Here is a 22,177-nt window from a genome sequence, read left to right as displayed (position 1 = left end):
CACAGGAACAAACATAACCTAAGTTATTGATTGGTCAGGCTGACATATTACGTATCTATTATTTAGAAGTCGAAAAATAATCTTTTTCTTCTTCGATCCATTCCATATGAACACGTTGAATAATCGAAATAATCGCTCGAAGTAACGTATTGGCATTACCGATAATAAACATGATTGTTCCTGTTTTCGTTTCGCTAGTAAAAAAGAAATAACTGCCTGTCAAAAAGCAAAGTGTTGTAAAAATATCGTTCAATAGTCGAAATAATTCATATCGATTATTGGTAAAAATACGTCGATGTGTTAGATCAACAACAAGACTGGTCTCATCTGGTTTACGTATACGCATACGACGTGATTTTCGTGGTAGATTTTTCTTTCTAGCTGTATCACGTTTTCGCATTAAATCACCCTCCTTTTTTGGTATTACCCTCAACAAAGCAGCGTAAACTTCCAAAATAGAAAATGGATGTGATCAAAAAGCGACATCTATTAGATCATACTAAGTATGCGATATATAAAATTCATACTATTTTTATAGGAATTATAAAATTAACATTGAATATTACATAAGATCATGCGAAAATAGGTAAAATTGAGAATGAATAACACCTCTGATTCGACAGCCTCTATTCACCTATTCTATTTGATTAAAGGAGATTTGAGCTTATGTCTGAACATCAACCTTTTTCATTCGAAACGTTAGCTATTCATGCAGGACAAGAAATCGATCCCACTACTTTTTCAAGAGCAGTACCGTTATATCAGACGTCTTCGTATGGATTCCGCGATAGTGAACATGCGGCTGATCTATTTGCTTTGAAAGAATTCGGCAATATCTATACTCGCCTGATGAACCCTACCACCGATGTATTTGAACAACGAATTGCTGCCTTAGAAGGTGGAGCAGGTGCACTCGCTACCGCATCAGGACAAGCAGCGATTACCTTTTCTATTCTTAATATTGCAAGCGCTGGCGATCATATTGTATCTGCCGCTAGCATATATGGAGGTACATATAATTTATTTGCTAATACATTACCGAAGCTTGGTATTCAAGTAACCTTTGTCGATTCAGACGATCCTGAGACGTTCCGCGCAGCGATTACAGATCAGACGAAAGCGCTCTATGCTGAGACCGTAGGTAATCCGCTTGGAAATGTACTGGATATTGAAGCTGTAGCGGCTATTGCACATGAACATGGGATTCCACTGATTGTCGATAATACGTTCCCAAGCCCTTATTTACTGCGTCCGATCGAACATGGAGCAGATATTGTCGTTCATTCAGCAACCAAGTTTATCGGAGGTCATGGTACTTCTATTGGTGGTGTGATTGTAGATAGTGGGAAGTTCGATTGGACAGCGCATGGTAAATTCCCAGGATTAACAGAGCCTGATCCTAGTTACCATGGATTGGTGTACACAGAAGCGGTAGGTGCGATTGCTTATATTATCAAAGCACGCGTGCAACTTATGCGTGATCTAGGTGCTCCTATTGCTCCATTTAACTCGTGGTTATTGTTACAAGGATTAGAGACGCTCCATTTACGAATGGAACGTCATAGTGAAAATGCTACTAAAGTGGCTGCTTTTCTAGAACAACATCCACAGGTAGAATGGGTCAGTTATCCAGGTCTAGCCAGTCATCCTTCTTATCATTTGGCACAGAAATATTTGCCCAAAGGGCAAGGCGCGATTCTAACATTCGGGATTCGTGGCGGAGCAGAAGCAGGACAGAAATTAATTGAGCAAGTCAAATTATTTTCGCATCTGGCTAATGTTGGTGATTCCAAATCTCTTATCATTCATCCAGCCAGTACGACGCACCAGCAGTTAACGGAAGAACAACAATTAGCTGCTGGTGTACGTCCAGAATTGATTCGTTTATCGGTAGGAACTGAACATATTAACGATATTATTAGTGATCTGGAGCAAGCGATTACAGCAAGTCAGGCTTAATGTAATGCAGTGTGGCTAATTGTCCATAGGAACGAGTTTCTTTAAGTACCCATGATGAGGTCGGGTATCCTGCTGGGAACAGTGGGATGCCTGAGCCTAACATCACAGGCGCAACTGTAATGATCATTTCATCGATCCAATCTTGTTGCAAAAACTCGTGTACAAGCTGACCGCCACCCATTAACCAGATATGCTTACCTGATTGTGTTAATTGCTGCGGTACCCATGAAGATAGTTCTTCCTGAACATAAGTGACATACTCATCTGCTGGATGAGAGGAACGAGAAAATACATAACACTGCTTATCTGGATACGGAAAAGGCATATCAAACCCTCGAACAACTTCATATGTCTGTCTACCCATAAAAATTGTATCGATCTGCTCTATAAAATTGCTATACCCATTATCGCCTTCCCCTTCTATCTGTTCTAACCACTCTACACTTCCTTGCTGATCTGCTATGTACCCATCTAAAGACATGGCGATAAACAAAATAATACGACGCTTGGATTGATCTTTTGACTTCATAAATGCACCTCCTAATTTGTGTTGATTGTAACAAAAAAAGATAAACAAGTACACATGTTCGTGTCACTAATTTATCTTTTTACTATTGCGTATTGGTAGTTCTTTGAGCATAAGTTCATGCGATATTTCCTGTCTGATGAGCGGTTAACGCATCATAATAAGCTTCAAGCGAACGGTCTAGAATCGTCTGGAAAATAAAAGGTTCTACTTCTGGTAATAAATCACGTGCATATTCCCAGGCATTTTCTTCGATCCGTAGAGAAATACGGGCAGATTGCAAAGAATCTGAACACCGCTCCAGTTCATCCGCCAGCATCTCTAACATAGGATCATGCGCATGACCTAATTCGTGAGCAAATATAATTTGAAAATACTGTTCAATATACTGTAATGATCCAAATAATTCAGTGCACTGCTCTTCGATCTCATGAATATATAAAGTAATCGTACGGCTGTTCATTCCGAACTTGCCACCTACCGAACGATCTCCTGGAAAATGTTCTTGGGTCAGAACATGTACATTACTATGCGCGCGCTGTAACAACTTTTCGATCACAAGCTCATGGTATAGATTCAAAAGGCATCCCTTCACTTTCTAGGAATTAAATTCCACAATATATCAGTATATAGGAGTTGTCGGAATTTGTAACTGATTTTATTACATTTTCTCAAAAGTAATCTGTTTCATTTTGCCCGTATGGCTGTAGAAGAGTATAATAGGTACGCAATCTATCATACGATTACTTGGGAGGATTTCATCTATGGATATTCATCATAAAACAGCTATTATCACAGGAGCAGGTAAAGGAATCGGTAAAGCGATTGCTGAAGCTCTTGCAAAAGAAGGCGTGCAATTAGGATTACTCGCACGTACAGCTTCAGATTTAGAAAAGGTAAAAGCAGAACTCACTTCGACTTACGATATTCAAGTATTTACAGCAACCGCAGATATCGGTAACTCGGAAGAAGCACGCCAAGCTGTAGCTTCTCTTGCGGCTTCTTTGGGACGTGTAGATATTCTGATTAATAATGCAGGTATCGGTAGCTTTGGCAAAATGGTTGATATGGACCCGGCAGAATGGGAAAACATTCTACGCGTCAATCTAATGGGTACATATTATGTCACTCATGAATTGTTGCCTGCTATGATCGAACAACAAAGCGGAGATATTATCAATATCGCTTCTACTGCGGGTGAACGTGGATTCGCTACAGGTTCAGCTTATTGTGCTTCTAAATTTGCTGTACTTGGTATGACAGAATCGTTGATGCAAGAAGTACGCAAATTCAATATTCGTGTAACTGCTTTAACACCAAGTACAGTAAACACACCACTTGCTGTCAATGCAGGTCTACCGATCGGTGACGAAGATCGAATGATGCAACCGGAAGACTTAGCTGAATTGGTTGTAGCTGCTCTTAAATTACCTTCTCGTGTATTGCTGAAAAGTGCAGGCCTGTGGACGAATAATCCGCAATAACTTGCATTTTGCTAGGTAGAATTGAATAAGATATCTTTTGTAAAATAAAGCCTTGGATATATTCAAGGCTTTTTCTTATATTGTGCTGATAAAGGGTATATATAATAGACAGAGGTATACCTTGCATAAGGAGTGAAGAGTATGAGATCAATATGTGTATTTGCAGGTTCAGGTACAGGATACAATAGTGATTATTTGCAGTACGCATCATTGTTGGGTCAACGTATTGCTGAACATCAGATTCATTTAATTTATGGAGGTTCCCGATTGGGATTGATGGGCGCTATTGCAGATGCCGCTTTACAAGCCGGAGGCAAAGTCACTGGAATTATGCCTGCTGGCTTGCTACATAGCGAAAGAGGGCATCAAGGATTAAGCGAATTGATTCGAGTCGATAGTATGCATGAACGCAAAGCAATGATGCAAGAAATGGCAGATGCTTTTATCGCTTTACCCGGCGGACTCGGTACACTGGAAGAATTGTTTGAAGTATTGTGCTGGTCACAGATTGGGATTCATCATAAGCCGTTAGGATTGTATAATGTGAATCAGTATTATGAACCACTATTACAGTTGATTCAACATACAGTACATGAAGGATTTTCAGGAACTTCTTCGTTAAGCCGTCTAGTCTATTCTGACGATGCTGATACATTGTTAGAACAAGTAAGTCATGATATGCCAATCACGTCTGATCTACGCTGGGACCCTTCCGCCTGGACATAACTAGCCTAAGAGTACATTATTATAGCCGTCAAAAAAGGGAGACGATAATATGTCTTTTTTGACGGCTATTGGTTGTGTCTCTATATTGTACTATTCTGAATGTTCTAGCAGATAATAGTATATTAAGCACATCTGATATACAAACTGTTCATGAGGATCATTGAGATCGAATCCGGTAATATCGCGAATACGTTCTAACCGATATTTGACGGAGTTGCGATGAATAGATAACTGACGGGCCGTTTCGATTAAGCTACTTCTACTTTCAAGATAGAAAAAAAGAGTACGTAATAAATCAGTCGTATGTTCTTCATCGTACTGTTTTAGCTTACCGAGCTTACGGTCGAACAATAGACCAAATCCTTTTTCATCCATTGTGCCACGTAGTAAATGATACACTTCGATATCTTTATAAGCAGTCAACGCTGTCTCTCCACTTAATCGACGTGAAATTGTCAGTGCATTACGTGCTTCACTAAATCCTTCATGAATATCCCACAACGCTTTGGGTCGACCAATCCCCGAGCGATAACCTGCTAATTTGCCTTCCTGATCATTTAACCAGGATAAGACAATCGTTGCCCACGGAATCGAAGACTGTCCTGCATCAATAGATGGAGTAGCTTTTACTTGAGGTGTAGGTAAAAACAAAATGGCTCGATTGCTACGAAATTCAATATGAGGACGAATATTATATTTTGCTGCTTCTTGGTATAGTAACCTTGTCATCCATTCTTCATCCGGTGCTACACTGCCTTCAATAACGGCCACTTCCCATAAATGCAAGGGGTTCATGCCTAATTGCTGTCCACGTTGTTCTACTTCATGACGGGGTGGTGCAGGCGGAGTCATCAATTCATCTATAAAATTGCCACGTAATCGATTTTCAGTGTCTTCGATAATTTTATTACGCATCAATTCAAGAGCTAATACCAATCGTGCTTGTTCGATACCTACTTCTTCCATCGCATTCCATTGTTCTTTATCGATTAATAAATAAGCTACACTTCGCTGATCGATATTGATATTGCGACGTACAGGATAACGCGCCTGACGAAAATCCCAACCGATTGGAGAGGAGACAATCAACGTTTCGCTATGATCAATAATAGCTACCGGTGCTTTTAACAAACCTGCTACATGATCACTTACCGCTTGAATACCGATATTTTCAAGAACCATCGCTGTTAATGTGCGATAAGTTTCATCTGATCGTTGTCGTAACTTTTCCTGTCGATATAATGTCTGTTCTATAGCGGCATAAGTGATATCCATATATGAAATATGTTCGGGTAACGAGATGATTGGTAATTCATATAAGTCACTTTGTAATATTGCTTCTGTGAGAATAGGATGTATCTTCTGTGCAGATCTGATCATCAATCCTACAGCTTCACTTGTATGCAGTTGCTCTATCATATGGATCAGCACTTCAGGCTGTTGTTGAATAGGATACACATCGATAAAGATCAATGTTCCTTTGGGATAACCTTTTATAGTATAAGGCTGTTCGAGCATATCGATTTGCTTTACGAATCGCTCCAGACCTTTGGCTCCACTGATCACTTGCGCTTCTTGCAATAAAGGCATATTTAATAACTCTTTTATAGTTAGTTCTACTGATCTCATTTTGCTCACCGCCGTATTTATCATGGTTGCTATGCTGTGCATTTTCAATATAGGGGCTATATTATACTTTCTATTATAAGATATTATCTCACATAAAAAAGCGCACCCTTGTCTAACCTAGATAAGGATCACGCTTTTGAGCAGTATGATGATATGTTATCATTTATCCTTTGGTACCCGCAGTCAAATTCATACCTTCAATAAAGTAACGTTGAAAAACAAAAAACAATACGATAACAGGCAATAATACTAGAACAGAACCTGCCATCAAATAATTCCACTGTGTCTGTACACTGCCTCGAAAAGATTGCAGACCAATTTGTAAAGTATATAACGATTCATCATTCACATACAAAAGTGGCCCCAAAAAGTCATTCCATGCTCCATTAAATGAAAGAATAGCTATCGTTGCCAGTGCTGGCTTGGATAATGGAATAATCACTCTAAGCCATGTATAAAAATGACTAGCTCCGTCGATCTTTGCTGCTTCACTCAGTTCTCGAGGAATACTTAAATAAAATTGACGCAACATAAAAATGTAAAAAGCACTGCCTAAAAACTGAGGAATAATTAACGGATAGTACGTCCCTACAAGATGCAATTTGGAAAACATCACATACTGCGGAATTAAGGTTACAAACCCTGGAATCATCATCGTTGCCAGCAGAATCGAAAACCATACTTTTTTACCTCGAAAACGAATACGTGCGAATCCGTAAGCGACAAATGAATTCACGATCACATTTCCTGTGACTGCAAAAAAAGAAAGCAACAATGTATTTAACGTATACTGTGTAAATGGAGCCGCTATCCATGTACGAATATAATTATCAATATGAAATGTTTGCGGAATAAAAGTAGGTGGGTACTGTGCTATTTCTTGCATCGACTTTAGAGAAGTTGCTATCATCCACCAAAGCGGCAGCAAAAATAATATACTTCCTAGCGCTAACACGATAAAAATAACAATTTGGCGCAAAGATACCCGTTTTTTTCGATAATCTGTCTGTTGCCCTGAATAAGATAGGGAACTACCCATTATTGATCCTCTCCTTCATAATACACCCAACGTTTGGATAGCTTCATATTGATTAATGTCAGCACCAGAACAATAGCAAATAGCACCCATGCCATTCCCATAGCATAGCCCATATCAAATACGGTGAACGCTTTGTGCCACATGTGCAAATTATAAAAAAGTAGTGAATTCATCGGTCCACCACTACCGTTCTCAGTCATTACATATCCTTCCTGGAACACTTGAAATCCACCAATAAAGCTCGTAATCACATCAAAGAAAATAACAGGTGAAATCATAGGCAGTGTAATATGCCAGAAGCGACGAAATACAGAGGCTCCGTCTAACTTGGCAGCCTCATATAGCTGTGCAGGCACCCCTTGTAAGCTGGCTAAATATAACAACATGCCGCCGCCGACTGCCCACATTTTCATCATAATAATAGCAGGCTTCGTCCACATCGGATCACTTAACCATGCAGGGCCTGAGATTCCAATCCATGATAACAATGTATTGATTAATCCACTGGTCGGGCTAAGCAATTGCATCCAGAGAAAATAGACGCCTACCCCTGAAAGCACAGCCGGCAAATAATAAATAGTCCGAAAAAAACGCATCCCTACTACTTTTTCGTTCAATAACAAAGCAAGCAAAATAGAACCTATCGTCGTTAAAGGAACCATCCAGACGACATAATACAATGTATTACTCAAAGACCTCCAAAATAAAGGATCATCTGTAAACATGCGTCTATAATTATCAAGCCCGATAAAATCCATACGTGATGTTACATCATAATTGGTAAAACTGGCATACAGAGAAAAGAGCATAGGAAACAAAGTAATCCCAAATAATCCAATTAACCATGGAAGAATAAATAGGTATCCTTGTCGTTCTTCTTGACGTGCTAATTTAGATATTTTCGGACGTTTTTGCCCGATCATTGCTTTCATAATTAACCCCCTTTGATACAGTACAAAGCGAGAGCCAAAAACGGATCAGCTCCGACTCAGCTCTCGCCTCTAACTGGAATAACACAGACTATAATGACCAATGGATTATTATTTATTTTGTGCCATCAAACTTTGAATATCTTGCTGCGCAGCGGCTAGCGCTTGTTCAGGTGTTTCTTGACCTAAAAATACAGCATCCATGTGCGGATTAATCAGATTTTTATAATCAGGAGCACTGAGCGGAATCGGAAACAGCTTGGTGCTCTCTAAATTTTGAACAGACGCTTTGTAGACTGGATTTTGATTAGCTTCTTTATCCTTAGCGGCTTCTATATTAGCCACATTATCGAAGTTCTCCATCGCCCAATATTTTTGAGCGTCTACTCCGGTTAAATATTTCATAAATTCCCATGCTTCAGCAGGGTGCTTAGCTCCACGAGGAATCTCGACCACGAATCCGCCACCTGTACTCCAATGACCTGAACCACTTTCCCGTTCTGGAATAGGAGCTACACCAAAGTCCATATCTTTGCCAAACTCTTCAAGTTGAGTATTGTATGTGCCTGTCTGAATATACATAGCAACTTTACCTGAAATAAAAGCATCACTTTGTCCGTTACCAAATTCTGCTTTCATAGCATCTACTGTCTGGCGACCCAAGCGATCTTGCCAGGAAAGTAACCATTTCAATGTGGCTGCTTTGCCAGGTGTGTTAATAGTAGTCTGGTCGTTGGCATCAAAATAACCGTTGCCATTATCTCCATTCATCAACCAGCTATCTACACCAAAATCACCCCAAAGTGGATAAAATCCTACTTGTTCGTAGGTCTGTCCACTTTTTTTGTCTAACTTTTTGGCATATTCCTCTAATTCAGCCCATGTTTGCGGCGGATCATTAGGATCAAGCCCTGCTTCTTTGAAAGCCGTTTTGTTGTAGTACAACATACGGGTATCGGTGTTAAACGGTAATGCATATGCTTCATTGTTATACAGTACATTTTTCCATAATTCTGGATAAAAGGTGTCGGCAATATTGTCTTTTTGCAAATAAGGAGTAAGATTTGTATTTTGATTTTTGCTGGCGCGAAGATTTACATTAGCGTAATCATTAATAATAACATCAGCAGGATTTCCAGCTGCTACAGCCGCTAGATTTTTGGTCCAGATATCACCAAAAGGAAGGTATGTATGCTTAACGACGATTCGATCCTGCGAAGCATTAAAATCATTAATGATTTTTTCGATAATCGGACGACGTGTCTCTGAACCCCAAAATGTCCAAAAATCGATTTCTACTTTTCCATCTGCTCTGGGTTCAGATGAATCAGATCGTGGTGTACAGGCAGTTAGTAACAGCAACAGAATCATAGGGACAATCCAAACCATACGGATTGAAAACTTATAATGCATTAACCAATTCCTCCTTATTTATAAATAAATATTATAAAATCTCTTTTATTACAATAAACGACAAAACATCGCTTTGAATCCATTTATGACAATAAAAAAAGAGCCATATCTCTTTTTATAAATCTAAGAGATATGGCTCTTGTGAGATAAGTTATTGTAACAGTTCGCCAGCACGCATAATCAGTACATCATCTAGATATACATCTGGCTTTTGAACAACAGCATCAATATGTACTCCTGCGGCAACTGTTCCACCAAATGTATTATTACTACCAAAAGCTACATGGATAGTACCATATACTTTTTCATCTTCTAATACGATTCCTGTGATACGTGCTTTGTCGTTAGTACCAATTCCGAACTCTCCTAATAGGCGTCCATCTCCATCCCCTAGCATGAGCAATAATTCAGGGCCGGTATCCCCTTCTGCCGCTACCAGACGACCTTCACTAATATTAAGCAACAATGGAGAATCTAAAGCACCTATTCCAGCGATAGAACCATCAATTACGATCTGCCCTTGAGCTGTTCCTTCCATTGGAGCAATATAAGCTTCACCAGAAGGTAAATTACCTGATTCTCCAGGATTGAGATACAATCCAGTGCTCGGTACACCTTCACGTTCTTCTATCGAAAAGGATAGGCTATATCCTTCTTTTTCTATCCGTACGGTTGATGCTTTTGTAAGTAAAGCAGTCACATGTTCTGTTAATTCTTTGACTTTAGAATATTCTGCTGTAATCGCACCATGGGTAAACATATCTTCTGTAATGCCCGGCATCGTTGCTACACGTGTACCTGCCGCAGCCGCTTGTTTGCGTGCAGCCGTATGTGTTAACGAATAGCGTGTCACACAGATCGCTACAGAAGCATTCATCATCGCTGTAGCAATAGAGGCTGGTGGTTCTTCTCCTGATTTGCTACGCTCTTGCATCACCATTAACATCGATTCTGCGCCTAATCGCTTGCCTGCTTCATATAGAGATTCAGCAAGATATTTACGGCTATCGTCTGCTACAACAACCAGTGATTCGCCTGCTTTTAGTCCAAGACAATCGATCAATACATTTTTGCTAATTTCAATACGTTCCTCACTCATCGCTATATCCACCCTTTGATTACTAGATTATAAGTAAGATCATTCACTTGCTGTATGTATTATATTGTTCCACAACTCTGTATAAAATACCAATCATATGTGTACGAGATCCATACTTTTCAAGGTATACTTATACTATAGATGCAAATAATACATAACCGAGCGGAGGAATCTGAATGAAGCAAGCGTTACTTATTATTGATATGCAAGAAATCTTTTTCGATCTGCCTGAAAATTCGCTCTATCAGCGTGATCCATTAACTGAAAAGGTCAACCAACTGATCGCTCAAGCTCGCGCTGTCAATTGCCCAGTGATCTTTATTCAACACACCAGTTATACTCCCGGTGAAGAGTTATATGTCGATACACCTGAATGGGAAATACATCATAAGATCAATCGTCAGGCAGAAGATCCAGTGTTCCGCAAAACCAAATGGGATGCTTTTTACGAGACAGATCTATTGGCATGGCTACAAGATAATCAGATAGAACAGATTATTTTTGCTGGTGCACAGACTGAATTTTGTATCGATACTTCATTACGTGCGGCATACAGTCTAGGCTATCAATCCAATATTGTTATCCAAAACGGGACAAGTACACTGGATAGTCAGGTACTTCGTGCAGATCAGATTATTGCTCACCATGAGAACATCTGGAATGGGCGTTTTGCTACTGTGCAATCAGTAGAAGAAGTATTATTTCAGCCGATAATGAGTAGCTAATTAGCAGATATATGAGTTTGCCGTTTATCCTTTTCATTTAACCAATAACAAAGTACTACACTATATGATATTGATGTAATCTATTCTTTATTTTTAGGAAATATTTGTATTTTCTAAAAATAAAGAATAGATTTTTTTGTTCCAATGTAACTTTATCTAACAAATAATGATTTATTTATTGAGCTATTTTGTTATTATTGGTAATATACTTATCATATAAAGTAAATTAATAGGGGGTTATGATTTGAAAAAGACTCATTTTTTACCTTTTATCGCATTGATTATGGTTATTATGTTATCTGCTTGTGGTACACCACCTGCGAAAGATCCTGTACCTGCGGCTTCAACCGATGCAGGCACAGCCTCAACTACTACAGGTGATGAGACGATCAAAGTCGCTACAGACGCTTCATATGCTCCTATGGAATTTATGGATTTGGATAAAGTATCCGGATTTGATATTGATTTTCTAGCGGCTGTTATGGCAGAAGCTGGCTTGAAATACGAGGTTACTAATATTGGATGGGACACGTTACTGGAAAGTGTTAAACAAGGTACCGAGTACAAAGCAGGGATCTCTGCTGTCTCGATCACCGATGAGCGTAAAGAAACTTATTCGTTCTCTATTCCTTATTTTGAATCCACTAATATGATTATGGTCAAAGAAGGAAGCCCGATCAAAAGTGCAACCGATCTTAAAGACAAAACGGTCGCTGTGCAAAACGGAACAACAGCGGATATTTTGATGTCCAAAATTATGGGACAAAACAGTACTAATCTTAAAAAATTCGACAGCAATACGTTAGCTCTGCTCGAACTGGATAATGGTGGTGCAGATGCAGTAGTCGCAGATATTGCGGTAGTGCGCGAATATATCAAAAACAATCCAAATAACAAATTAGTCGGTATCACCGATAATACGAATTTCAATTCAGAATACTATGGACTGATCTATCCTAAAGACAGCGACCTTAAAGCGAAAATCGATCCTGCTATTCAAACTGTGATCGACAATGGAAAATATGCTGAAATCTATCAAAAATGGTTCGGTACAGCTCCTGATCTCACTAATTTAAAAGCCGAAATCTCCAAAGCAGGCACATCTTAATTCTGCTGCGTCTAACCATATTCGCTTAGTCCATGTATCACTCTACAAAGAAAGTATGCGTTATACAGTCATCACGCATACTTTCTTTGGTATAAAAACCTTTTTGAATAGGAAGGGACTCTTCATGACAGACTTTAGATTCGATATTATTGCTTACTATCTCCCGATCTTATTAAAAGGCACTTTATTAACGATTGGTATTTCATTTGCAGGGATTATTTTCGGTTCAATGCTTGGGCTGATTATGGGATTTGGACGTATGTCCTCCAAAGCGTACTTTCATTTACCGACAGCGTGTTATATCAACTTTTTCCGTGGAACGCCGTTGCTCGTGCAAGTACTTATGGTGCATTTTGGATTGATTCCATTGCTGTTAGACCGAAGCGATCCGATTCTAGCCGCTATCGTAGCATTGACTCTTAATTCAGCCGCGTACACTGCCGAGATTTTTCGCGCTGGTATTCAATCGGTAGACAAAGGGCAGACTGAAGCGGCGTTATCTTTAGGGATGACACGCCGCCAGACGATGCGTTATATTATTTTGCCTCAAGCGATTAAGCGAATGATTCCTGCATTTGGTAATGAATTTATTGTATTGATTAAAGATTCTTCCTTAGTCGCTATTATTGCAGCTCCTGAACTCATGTACTATGCCAACAGCATGCGTGGACAATATATGCGTGTATGGGAACCGTATATCACCGCTTCAATTATCTACTTTATTCTTACCTATTCGTTAAGTAAATTATTGAATTGGTTCGAAAAAAGAATCAATTAGTAAAAGTTACAGAACATCAGCCAATCAGTACCTTTTCTTCCGGGTAACTGAACTTGGCTTCTTTGTTTTTCTGTGCAAGTGCATAGGCTAGAGCCAGTGGGCCCAGACGGCCGATATACATCGTAATAATAATGATGATTTTGCCCGCAGGTGTGAGATGAGGGGTTAAGCCCATCGACGAACCTACTGTACCAAACGCAGAGACGGTTTCATAAAAAATGCTTAAAAATTGAGCGCCTGTTCCACTTTCCGTCAGTGTCAGTAAAATGGTCATCGTAAACACAATCCCAAGCGAGATCATAATAACAGCCAGTGCGCGAAATGCGGTATCAAAGCTAATTCTGCGATGGAACGCACGAATCTCACTACGACCACGTACCACACTGTATAGAGCCAGCATTAGAATCGCAAATGTATTCGTTTTGATCCCACCACCGGTTGAACCGCTAGCAGCTCCAATAAACATCAAAATAATAAATACAAATTGCGTTGCCGCCATCAGACCACCGATATCGACGGTATTATAACCGGATGAACGGGGCATAACCCCCTGAAATAGCGATGCCCATATTTTCTCAGTTATACTCAAATGTCCAAGTGTAGCTGGATTTCCCCACTCTACCACAAGGACAAATAATACACCGAACACTGTCGCTATCGCTGAAGTCATCAGTACCAATTTCGTATTTAACGAGAACCGACGCCATCTGCGCTTTTGCAATATATCGGTCACGACAATAAATCCAAGTCCACCGATTACAAATAGTGAAATAACGACCGTATTGACTACCGGATCGCCAACATGACTGGACAAGCTATCTGGAGACAACGAGAACCCTGCATTATTAAAAGAAGATATGGCGTAAAAAGCACCTTGATACAGAGCAGGTGCCCACCCCATCGTTGGTCCCCAATGTAGCGTCAATGTGATCATTGCCACAAATTCCAGTACAAAAGCGATTAGGAAGATGTTAAGTGATAATTTCACTAATCCCTGTGTGGAAAAAGCATTGGTCGCTTGCTGAATCATTAAGCGATGCTTGAGTCCAATCTGCTTGCCCAGTAATACAGCAAACAGCACCCCGAACGTCATAAATCCCAGTCCACCAATCTGGATCAGAACCATAATTACCAGCTCACCAAATAGTGAAAAGCTCGCTCCAGTATCAATAACTGCAAGTCCTGTCACACAGACAGCCGAAGTCGAAGTAAAAAAAGCATTCAGTAATCCTACACTGTGGCCATTTGTACCCGCTATCGGGAGACTCAATAGTATCGTGCCGATCAATATCATCCCTGCAAATCCTAGTGGAATCAAGCGTGCCGGATGCACAAATCCCTTCATATGCCTTGCCATTTTATTCAAAATAATATTCCTTTCGTGTTAATGAAACGGACAGCCTCCTTGCGAAACAGAAGCTTTCGGTTCATATGCTTTATCCTGATAAAAGAAATTAGGGGTTACTACCCGATTATCGTACGATTGATGAAAAATATGCGTAGTCGCAGGTGACATCGGCGGAATCAGCCATGTCCAGTTGCCTGTTACTGCTCGTCCTGCTTCCGCTTCCCGTTGTTCAAAACGCTGAAATTGTGAAGCCGCTGTATGATGATCTACTATACTCACACCTGCTTCTTTGAACGAATGCAATACGGCCAAATTCAGTTCAACTAATGCACGATCTTTCCATAATGTCGCTTTACTGCTGGTATCCAGTCCCATGATTTTTGCCATTTGTGGTAACAAGTTATACCGATGTTCATCTGCAAAGTTACGTGCACCGATCTCTGTACCCATATACCAGCCGTTAAAAGGTGCTGCTGTGTAATGGATACCGCCAATCGTTAAGCGCATTTCAGATACGATGGGAACAGCGTACCACTTTAATTCCAATTCTGTAAATCCCGGAAAATCTGGATGGATCATCGGCACTTCCATTACATCTGCTTGCGGAATCTCAAACCAACGTGGAGTCCCATTGTGTTCACTAATCACTAAAGGAAGAACATCAAACGAAGTTCCTGCTCCTGTCCAACCTAACTTTTCACAAAATTGCGTAAAATCAAGTGAAGCGGGATCACCAATAATCCCTTGCTCTGTCTGATAACCTGCATAACGAATCAATTGATGATTCCAAATTCTCATCTCCGATCCGTCGATCGCACGTGGTCTAAAAATAGTGATCGTTGGACGAACTTTACCTCCATTTGTAGCATATCGGATATGCTCAAGTAAAGAGTCTGCAATCTGCTCTGTCCCCTGAATATGGCGCTCATCGCGCACGTGTAGATTGTCCCAAAATAAGCGTCCAATACAGCGATTACTATTGCGCCACGCCATTTTGGCTCCATGTTCTAATTCTTCAAATGTATGTTCATAGCTTCCATTGTTTTGAATATCATGCTCTACCTGTTGCAAGCGTGCTTCTAACTCATCTTCACTTTTGCCAAGTTCTTGATAACATTGACGCAAAAATAATGTTGCTTCCTGCATTAACGGATGTGTAACGGCCATATATTCCACCTCATTTTATCTTATCCATTAGAATCCACTTCTACCACAATATAAAAACAGGCGACGCTCTGGTGGGAGCCCGCCTGATTGGTCTGCTTATCGTTATTAGGATTGTCCATATTATACGTTACAAAACAGTGCTTCGGCAGTGTTATGATACAATTGTCACAGAACGTGCACATCCTTGCTGTATAAGGGCTGAGAGACTTTCCATATCGTTCCATAAATAGAGGGCACACTCTAAAATACGCATCAATATCGCATTTGGATGACTACATTATATGATCCATCTTATCGTTTCCAAAGAACGCTATGATCGACTTTCATCTATACTCACCACTTTCTATCTTATCGACAACAAAAGCCCTCCAGATGATACTCTGAAGGGCTTTATTATGAATAACTCATATGAACAAGATTGCTTGGATAGCTATTAGCTAGAAAACGTAATCTTAGCGACCAAGATAAGCGTTCAACATCCATGCTGCTTTTTCAATCTCACCACGAATACCGATCAATAGATCAGCAGTTGGTTGGTCACTAACTTGCTCTGCAAGAACAATCGTTTCTGTTAACTCTGTAGATACGGTTGCAATATCTTCTACAAGTGAACTTACCATTTGATTTGCTTGCTCTGTACCTGTTGCTTCAAGCAATGTAGACAATTCCAATTGCTCACGAAGTGTAGCTACAGGTTGACCACCGATTGCGAGCAAACGCTCAGCAATATCGTCCATATACACAGTAGCTTGATCGTACAATTCTTCGAATTTAGCATGTAGTGTAAAGAAGTTCTCACCTTTAACGTACCAGTGGAAATTGTGAAGTTTAGTATAAAGCAAAGACCAGTTAGCAATTTGTACATTCAAAGCGTTATATAATGCAGTTGTTTGTGTAGTCTCAGTTGTAGTAGAAGTGTTTTGTAGAGATGTCATAGATAATTCCTCTTTTCGTTTTGTATTTTTAAATTTAGACTTATTCTAATTCCTGAATTAATCATAACAGATAGACTACCATTTGGCTAGTGTTATCTGCAAAAAATATTTTTTCGTATCGACAAATTGTGAGTTAATCTTTCACTTCTTCTCTCTATTACCTACCAAGCAAACGCTTACTTTTTTCATAACCTTTACATCTCTAGTTCTTTTCGTTCAGTTTTCTTTATATTGTCTTGGCGGGCAGAAATAACATAGGCTATCTAGCAAATTGACGGAGTGCTGTCTTATCTCATACTATGGAGTAAGCGTAAATTACATTTATAACTATGCTCACATTAAAAGGAGGTCCATTCGTGGATATTATTTCAGCGATTATTATGGGTATTATTGAAGGCTTGACTGAGTTCTTGCCTGTATCCAGTACCGGGCATATGATTTTGACCAGTTATCTACTGGGACTCGATCAGAATGCAGAACAGGTCAAAACGTTTGAAATTGTGGTACAGCTAGGAGCCGTACTTGCTGTGGTTGTATTGTACTGGCGTAAGTTTATTGATATTTTGATGACGATTCCTGATCTATTTAACGGTCGTCTCAAAAGTAAAAATGGAATAGCTCCTCAACGTCGTTTGAACATTTTGCATATTATTTTGGCAATGTTACCGGCGGTTGTGGTTGGACTGGTGTTGCATGACTTCATTAAAGAACATCTTTTTGGGCCTATGACGGTAGTCTACAGCCTTGTTGTTGGTGGTTTGCTGATGATCTATGCAGAATGGCGTAAAGGTCGCTCAGCGGGTAATATGACGGTTGATGATATTACATACAAGCAGGCGTTTGGTGTAGGATTGTTCCAGTGTCTTGCTCTATGGCCAGGATTCTCTCGTTCAGGTTCTACGATCTCTGGTGGACTATTACTTGGAATATCCCATACAGCCGCTGCTGAATTTACATTCCTTGTGTCTGTACCTGTTATGTTCGGAGCGACAGGACTGGATCTTGTCAAAAGTGCTCAGTATCTAAGTATGGATGACTTTGGATTTTTTGCTGCTGGATTTATCGCTGCTTTCCTTGTAGCCCTTGTAGCGATCAAAACATTCTTAAATCTGCTTAAACGTCTTCCATTGTATGTATTTGCGTACTATCGTTTTGCACTTGCTATTATTTTCTTCATTTTGCTTACTCGCTAAGCGAAAAACGTTGTCTGTCACAGAACCTTGTTCTGATTCAATATTCGATATTCAGAGTTAATATATTTGTAATAATATGAATATATATAACTATAAATAATGGCGGCTTGCCGTCTTATTCAAATGGGAGATGCTACTTGGATACTTTACCCGCGCGAAGGCGAATGATGAGTGCTGTACTGATGAGTCTAATCATGCTGTTGTTCTGTATGCCATTTCAATCAGCTGATGAAGAAGATTATGACTTTGCCGTCACAACTGGAATCTATCCAGGTAAAATGACATATGGATCATCACGATATGCTAATAATGTAGATGGCGGTTGTAGGGTGCCTACATTACCACCAGTGATGACACTGGCTGCTTACTTTGCGATTCTGATTCGGTATGTGAATAGATCGTTCAGTCCCACTCATCTTCTCTCTTTTATCCCTCTCTTGCTCAAGCGCTTGTTGCTTGAAGCGCTCAAGTACCGGTCCAATTATATGGATATGGCTTCCGTACGACCTTAATCGTGTATAACACATCTGGTTATCGCCAGTGTGCATCATTTCAATTAATGGATCGCGGATGCTGACCACTATAGGATCGGCACGCATGAAGGGAGAGAGTTTGTTGTCTGACAGTATTAATATAGGACTGAATTTAACGTTATTTGTCATTTTAATTATCTTTACTGCTTTTTTTGTTGTGGTGGAGTTTGCAATTGTGAAAGTACGGGGTAGTCGGATCGATCAGCTTATCGCTGAAGGAAATAAAAATGCTCGCTATGCCAAAGAAGTCATTTCAAATCTGGACGGCTATTTATCAACCTGCCAATTAGGGATTACGATTACTGCATTAGGACTGGGTATGTTGGGAGAACCAACGGTTGAATATATGTTATCTCCTTTGTTCGCTAATGTAGGCGTACCTGCATCATTAAGTCATATTTTGTCTTATGCGATTGCATTGATTTTGGTTACTTATTTCCACGTAGTTGTTGGTGAATTAACACCGAAGACAGTTGCTTTGCGTAAAGCAGAATTAGTGACTTTGTATACTGCTCGTCCGATTATCTGGTTTAACCGCATTATGTATCCTTTTATTTTTATTTTAAATGGATCGGCTACCTTCTTAACCCGCTTGATTGGTCTACAACCGGCGAGTGAACATGAAGAAGCTCACTCGGAAGAAGAATTGCATATTATTTTGAATGAAAGCTATGAAAGTGGCAAAATCAATCAAAGTGAATATGGTTATGTCAGTCGTATTTTTGCTTTTGATGAAATGTTAGCGAAAGAATTAATGGTGCCTCGTACCGATATGGTGTGCTTATTTACCGAAAAGTCTCCTGAAGAAAACCGGATGATTATTCGTAAAGAGCAATATACCCGCTTCCCTGTTGCAGAAGGAAGCAAAGACAATATTATTGGGATGATCAATACGAAGCAATTCTTTCTAGCTGCTGAAGAGACACCAGATTTGAATGTGGCTCCTTTGATCCATCCGGTTATGTCTTTATCTGAGACTACCCCTGTTAAGCATCTGCTCAAGCGCATGCAGCGTGAAGGCACTCATATTGCGATTCTGGTCGATGAATACGGTGGTACATCCGGTATGATCACGATCGAAGACATTTTGGAAGAAATCGTAGGCGAGATTCGTGATGAGTTCGATGCCGATGAAGAAGACGAAATTCAACAGATTGCTCCGAATCATCTTATTGTCGATGGTAAAGTATTTATCAATCGTGTAAACGATCTATTAGGTACCGATCTAGACGATGAAGAGTTGGATACGATCAGCGGTTGGTTATACGGTCAACGTCCTGATCTAGCGATTGGAGCTACGTATGAATTCGAGGATCTAACATTCAAAGTATTACGTCGTAGTGCGCGTCGTTATCGCAAGCTGGAAATTGTCAAAAAAGTAGTCGAAACCGATGAAAATGAAGATACAGAATCATAAGTGAGTTCGATCTAGATAGTGAAGATCAAATAATCGGCTAAAAACATGAAAACCGCTTTTTCCTAAAAAGGAGAAGCGGTTTTTTTCTGGATTAATATGGTCACTGCAAATAATGATGATCTACAAACGACTACAACCTATTCCCGATCAACATATTAGGTTGTTCTCCACGCATTAACTGACCCCAATGTTGGTACACTTGATACGCCTTGCCACTTTCAAGTATCGATTTGGCGGTATAAACGCCTTCTTCGATTGAACCTGTTTTGCCTGTCATAGCAAGCCGGTATGCACTATTAAGTAAGACTTGATTGGTAAACGCAAGATCGGCTTGTCCGCGTAACACCTGCTCGGTCACTTCAATCTGCGTAGACGCTGTCCACGACATTTCCGGTAAAGAGATATCCAATCCATAGACTTCCGGGTCTATAATCTCCATATGAGCTTCACCGCGCTCTACCCGATACGTACGTGTAGGACGATCGATAAATAAATCTTCTGATCCTTCTGCTCCCTGAATAATCGCTGCTCGCTGATAATCCAATCGTTGTAACACTTTAGAAATCCGTTCAAAAAACGTATTATGGAACACGCCATACACCAGATAAGGAGAATGGCTATAATTCATTAGTTTTTCAGCGCTATTCAGTATCGTACGCACACCTATTTCTTCACGCAATGTACGCAAAGCACCTAATGGTGGACACCACTGCTCTGCCGCTACAAATAATAATCCTGTTTCCTGAGCAGCATATAAAGATTGATCTCTTGTCAAATGCTCAGTATTGACGCCCATTTCGCGCAACAGTAATGGTAACGTCACACCCCATTTAGGAGGCAAAGGTTCACTACCATGCAAGGTGACTTTCTGCCCTGTCGCTGCCAAAACAAATGAAGTTGCAAAGCTCGCTATAAATGAAGCTGTCCGTCCATCATAGGGAGCAGCACAATCTAGACTATTGATAGAAGAAGTACGTAACGCATACTTACGGCAGATATCGACAAAAGCATGCATCTCTTCTATATTTTCCATCTTCATTCGTTCTGCCATAAAAAAAGCACCGATCTGTACGTCAGACGCTTCTCGATTCAAAATCAGTTCGCCTACAGCTAGCGCTTCATCATACGTAAGATCTCTGGAACCTCTTTTGCCTCGACCTACTTCTTTCAGTATGTCTGTCATGTTCACGTCAGGTTCCTCCTTTGACTATTAAGATTGTAACAACTGATGTGCTTTGACAATAGCTGTAGCGACATCAACCAGGCGTTTACGATCATTCATCGCTTTTTTACGTAAAATATCATAGGCTTCCGCTTCTGATATTTTTTTCATATCTGCTAAAATACCTTTCGCCATATCGATCCATTTGCGATCTTCCAAACGGGATACTAATTGCTGACGCTCACTATGCCATTGTTGCCGTTCTACACATAATTTGGCTGCAAAATGAAGTGCCCAGTGAAGTTCTTGCTCTTTCATGGTGGGTGTCAAAATCCCATCTATCGCACTTTCGATTTCACAAGCTTGCACAGAAGAAGTAGCTGTATACGGGCTACACCACCATAACATCGGAATACTACGTGAATGCGTAAGAATGTGCTCTAATGCTGTAATCTCTTCTATCGGTAGATCAAGCACTACAGCATCGGCTTTGGTTAACAAAGGTTTGACATCATCAGCCCCAACTGAAATCGACGCCTGATACCCGTTATCTTCCAGCAAAGTCTCAGGTAACACAACAGACTCTAACTGATCCGGACCACAGATGATATTCTCCATACGGATAATCAGTAAAGAACGCATTGAGAGGTACTCCCTCCTCATAGACTTAATACTTACAATGAAATATATAATAGAAAATATCACATGAACAACTAGATTTAAAAGTGGATAAGCAGATTTTAGCTCTTTTTTAAGACAATCAAGATAATCGAGGGTGTTTTGATATTTATCATGTAAACATAATTAACTTCTAATTTCAAATAAAATTTTTATGTTATTTATATTGACATGTAATTATACATCTTTTATAGTTGGTTTATCGAAAAACACATATGATCAATTATCGCATCATCAATATATTATCTATCTGTTAGCGAAATGATAACTAGATACAATGGAGTATCTACTTTATAGACGGCAATGAAGCCTGTCTCAACTCTATATCA

At 39.9% G+C, this 22,177-nt stretch carries 22 protein-coding genes; 9 read left to right on the top strand and 13 right to left on the bottom strand.

Going from position 1 to position 22,177, the window contains the following annotated elements:
• Positions 1–58 precede the first annotated feature (58 nt).
• Entirely contained in the window at positions 59–400 is a 342-nt protein-coding gene (locus PQ460_RS02315; protein ID WP_273613892.1) for a YrhK family protein, read from the bottom strand.
• A 266-nt stretch (positions 401–666) separates the two neighbouring features.
• Between PQ460_RS02315 and PQ460_RS02310 the strand changes: the two genes are divergently transcribed.
• Positions 667–1,959 (top strand): homocysteine synthase, encoded by a 1,293-nt coding sequence (locus PQ460_RS02310; protein ID WP_273613893.1) that lies wholly within the window; start codon positions 667–669, stop codon positions 1,957–1,959.
• Here PQ460_RS02310 and PQ460_RS02305 read toward each other — a convergent pair.
• Positions 1,940–2,488: a dihydrofolate reductase family protein gene (locus tag PQ460_RS02305; RefSeq protein ID WP_274171661.1), complete on the bottom strand. Its 549-nt coding sequence runs from the start codon at positions 2,486–2,488 to the stop codon at positions 1,940–1,942. The genes PQ460_RS02310 and PQ460_RS02305 overlap by 20 nt on opposite strands.
• Positions 2,489–2,603: 115 nt before the next feature.
• A complete protein-coding gene (locus tag PQ460_RS02300) occupies positions 2,604–3,044 on the bottom strand; it encodes a hypothetical protein (RefSeq protein ID WP_274171660.1) in 441 nt (146 codons plus the stop codon).
• Positions 3,045–3,249: 205 nt separating this feature from the next.
• Here PQ460_RS02300 and PQ460_RS02295 point away from each other — a divergent pair, with 205 nt between their 5' ends.
• Both PQ460_RS02295 and PQ460_RS02290 read left to right on the top strand, forming a co-directional pair.
• Positions 3,250–3,969, top strand: a complete 720-nt coding sequence (locus tag PQ460_RS02295; RefSeq protein WP_273613896.1) for a 3-ketoacyl-ACP reductase — start codon at positions 3,250–3,252, stop codon at positions 3,967–3,969.
• A gap of 141 nt (positions 3,970–4,110) precedes the next feature.
• Positions 4,111–4,695: an LOG family protein gene (locus PQ460_RS02290; protein ID WP_274171659.1), complete on the top strand. Its 585-nt coding sequence runs from the start codon at positions 4,111–4,113 to the stop codon at positions 4,693–4,695.
• A 90-nt stretch (positions 4,696–4,785) separates the two neighbouring features.
• Here the strand turns inward: PQ460_RS02290 and PQ460_RS02285 are convergent, their stop codons facing one another.
• The 5 genes from PQ460_RS02285 to PQ460_RS02265 all read right to left on the bottom strand — a co-directional run bounded on the left by PQ460_RS02285 (position 4,786) and on the right by PQ460_RS02265 (position 10,804).
• Entirely contained in the window at positions 4,786–6,324 is a 1,539-nt protein-coding gene (locus PQ460_RS02285) for a PucR family transcriptional regulator (protein ID WP_274171658.1), read from the bottom strand.
• A gap of 163 nt (positions 6,325–6,487) precedes the next feature.
• A complete protein-coding gene (locus PQ460_RS02280; protein WP_274171657.1) occupies positions 6,488–7,363 on the bottom strand; it encodes a carbohydrate ABC transporter permease in 876 nt (291 codons plus the stop codon).
• On the bottom strand, positions 7,363–8,295 hold the full coding sequence (locus PQ460_RS02275; protein WP_274171656.1) for a carbohydrate ABC transporter permease: 933 nt from the start codon (positions 8,293–8,295) through the stop codon (positions 7,363–7,365). The genes PQ460_RS02280 and PQ460_RS02275 overlap by 1 nt, the downstream gene beginning before the upstream one ends.
• A gap of 108 nt (positions 8,296–8,403) precedes the next feature.
• A complete protein-coding gene (locus tag PQ460_RS02270; RefSeq protein ID WP_274171655.1) occupies positions 8,404–9,705 on the bottom strand; it encodes an ABC transporter substrate-binding protein in 1,302 nt (433 codons plus the stop codon).
• A gap of 151 nt (positions 9,706–9,856) precedes the next feature.
• Entirely contained in the window at positions 9,857–10,804 is a 948-nt protein-coding gene (locus PQ460_RS02265; RefSeq protein ID WP_274171654.1) for an aminopeptidase, read from the bottom strand.
• Positions 10,805–10,980: 176 nt separating this feature from the next.
• On the opposite strand from PQ460_RS02265, the gene PQ460_RS02260 reads away from it, so the two are divergent.
• The 3 genes from PQ460_RS02260 to PQ460_RS02250 all read left to right on the top strand — a co-directional run bounded on the left by PQ460_RS02260 (position 10,981) and on the right by PQ460_RS02250 (position 13,415).
• Entirely contained in the window at positions 10,981–11,529 is a 549-nt protein-coding gene (locus PQ460_RS02260) for a cysteine hydrolase family protein (RefSeq protein WP_274171653.1), read from the top strand.
• Between the two features lie 244 nt (positions 11,530–11,773).
• Positions 11,774–12,637, top strand: coding sequence for a basic amino acid ABC transporter substrate-binding protein (locus PQ460_RS02255; RefSeq protein WP_274171652.1), 864 nt, complete (start codon positions 11,774–11,776; stop codon positions 12,635–12,637).
• Positions 12,638–12,761: 124 nt separating this feature from the next.
• A complete protein-coding gene (locus PQ460_RS02250) occupies positions 12,762–13,415 on the top strand; it encodes an amino acid ABC transporter permease (RefSeq protein ID WP_274171651.1) in 654 nt (217 codons plus the stop codon).
• Positions 13,416–13,431: 16 nt separating this feature from the next.
• Here the strand turns inward: PQ460_RS02250 and PQ460_RS02245 are convergent, their stop codons facing one another.
• The 3 genes from PQ460_RS02245 to PQ460_RS02235 all read right to left on the bottom strand — a co-directional run bounded on the left by PQ460_RS02245 (position 13,432) and on the right by PQ460_RS02235 (position 16,865).
• Positions 13,432–14,760: a TrkH family potassium uptake protein gene (locus PQ460_RS02245; protein WP_274171650.1), complete on the bottom strand. Its 1,329-nt coding sequence runs from the start codon at positions 14,758–14,760 to the stop codon at positions 13,432–13,434.
• Between the two features lie 39 nt (positions 14,761–14,799).
• The gene (locus PQ460_RS02240; protein WP_274171649.1) at positions 14,800–15,930 is read right to left on the bottom strand and encodes a nitric oxide synthase oxygenase; all 1,131 of its coding nucleotides are present in this window, start codon (positions 15,928–15,930) and stop codon (positions 14,800–14,802) included.
• A 452-nt stretch (positions 15,931–16,382) separates the two neighbouring features.
• Positions 16,383–16,865, bottom strand: coding sequence for a Dps family protein (locus PQ460_RS02235; protein ID WP_069327677.1), 483 nt, complete (start codon positions 16,863–16,865; stop codon positions 16,383–16,385).
• 356 nt (positions 16,866–17,221) lie between these two features.
• On the opposite strand from PQ460_RS02235, the gene bacA reads away from it, so the two are divergent.
• From bacA to PQ460_RS02220, 3 genes are all read left to right on the top strand, one after another.
• Positions 17,222–18,058, top strand: coding sequence for an undecaprenyl-diphosphate phosphatase (bacA, locus tag PQ460_RS02230; RefSeq protein WP_273613910.1), 837 nt, complete (start codon positions 17,222–17,224; stop codon positions 18,056–18,058).
• A 137-nt stretch (positions 18,059–18,195) separates the two neighbouring features.
• Positions 18,196–18,570 (top strand): hypothetical protein, encoded by a 375-nt coding sequence (locus tag PQ460_RS02225; RefSeq protein ID WP_274171648.1) that lies wholly within the window; start codon positions 18,196–18,198, stop codon positions 18,568–18,570.
• Between the two features lie 85 nt (positions 18,571–18,655).
• Positions 18,656–20,008, top strand: coding sequence for a hemolysin family protein (locus tag PQ460_RS02220; RefSeq protein WP_274171647.1), 1,353 nt, complete (start codon positions 18,656–18,658; stop codon positions 20,006–20,008).
• Between the two features lie 130 nt (positions 20,009–20,138).
• Here PQ460_RS02220 and PQ460_RS02215 read toward each other — a convergent pair whose 3' ends face one another.
• Together PQ460_RS02215 and PQ460_RS02210 are read right to left on the bottom strand one after the other, a co-directional pair.
• Complete coding sequence (locus PQ460_RS02215; protein ID WP_443147189.1) at positions 20,139–21,197, bottom strand: anthranilate phosphoribosyltransferase; 1,059 nt, start codon at positions 21,195–21,197, stop codon at positions 20,139–20,141.
• A 21-nt stretch (positions 21,198–21,218) separates the two neighbouring features.
• The gene (locus PQ460_RS02210; protein WP_274171646.1) at positions 21,219–21,812 is read right to left on the bottom strand and encodes an ANTAR domain-containing response regulator; all 594 of its coding nucleotides are present in this window, start codon (positions 21,810–21,812) and stop codon (positions 21,219–21,221) included.
• Positions 21,813–22,177 lie beyond the last annotated feature (365 nt).

Source organism: Paenibacillus sp. KACC 21273, assembly GCF_028736095.1.
GTDB classification, from domain to species: Bacteria; Bacillota; Bacilli; order Paenibacillales; family Paenibacillaceae; genus Saccharibacillus; species Saccharibacillus kyungheensis.
Note: the sequence above shows the minus strand (reverse complement) of the source record. Positions and strands in the feature narration are given on the sequence as shown.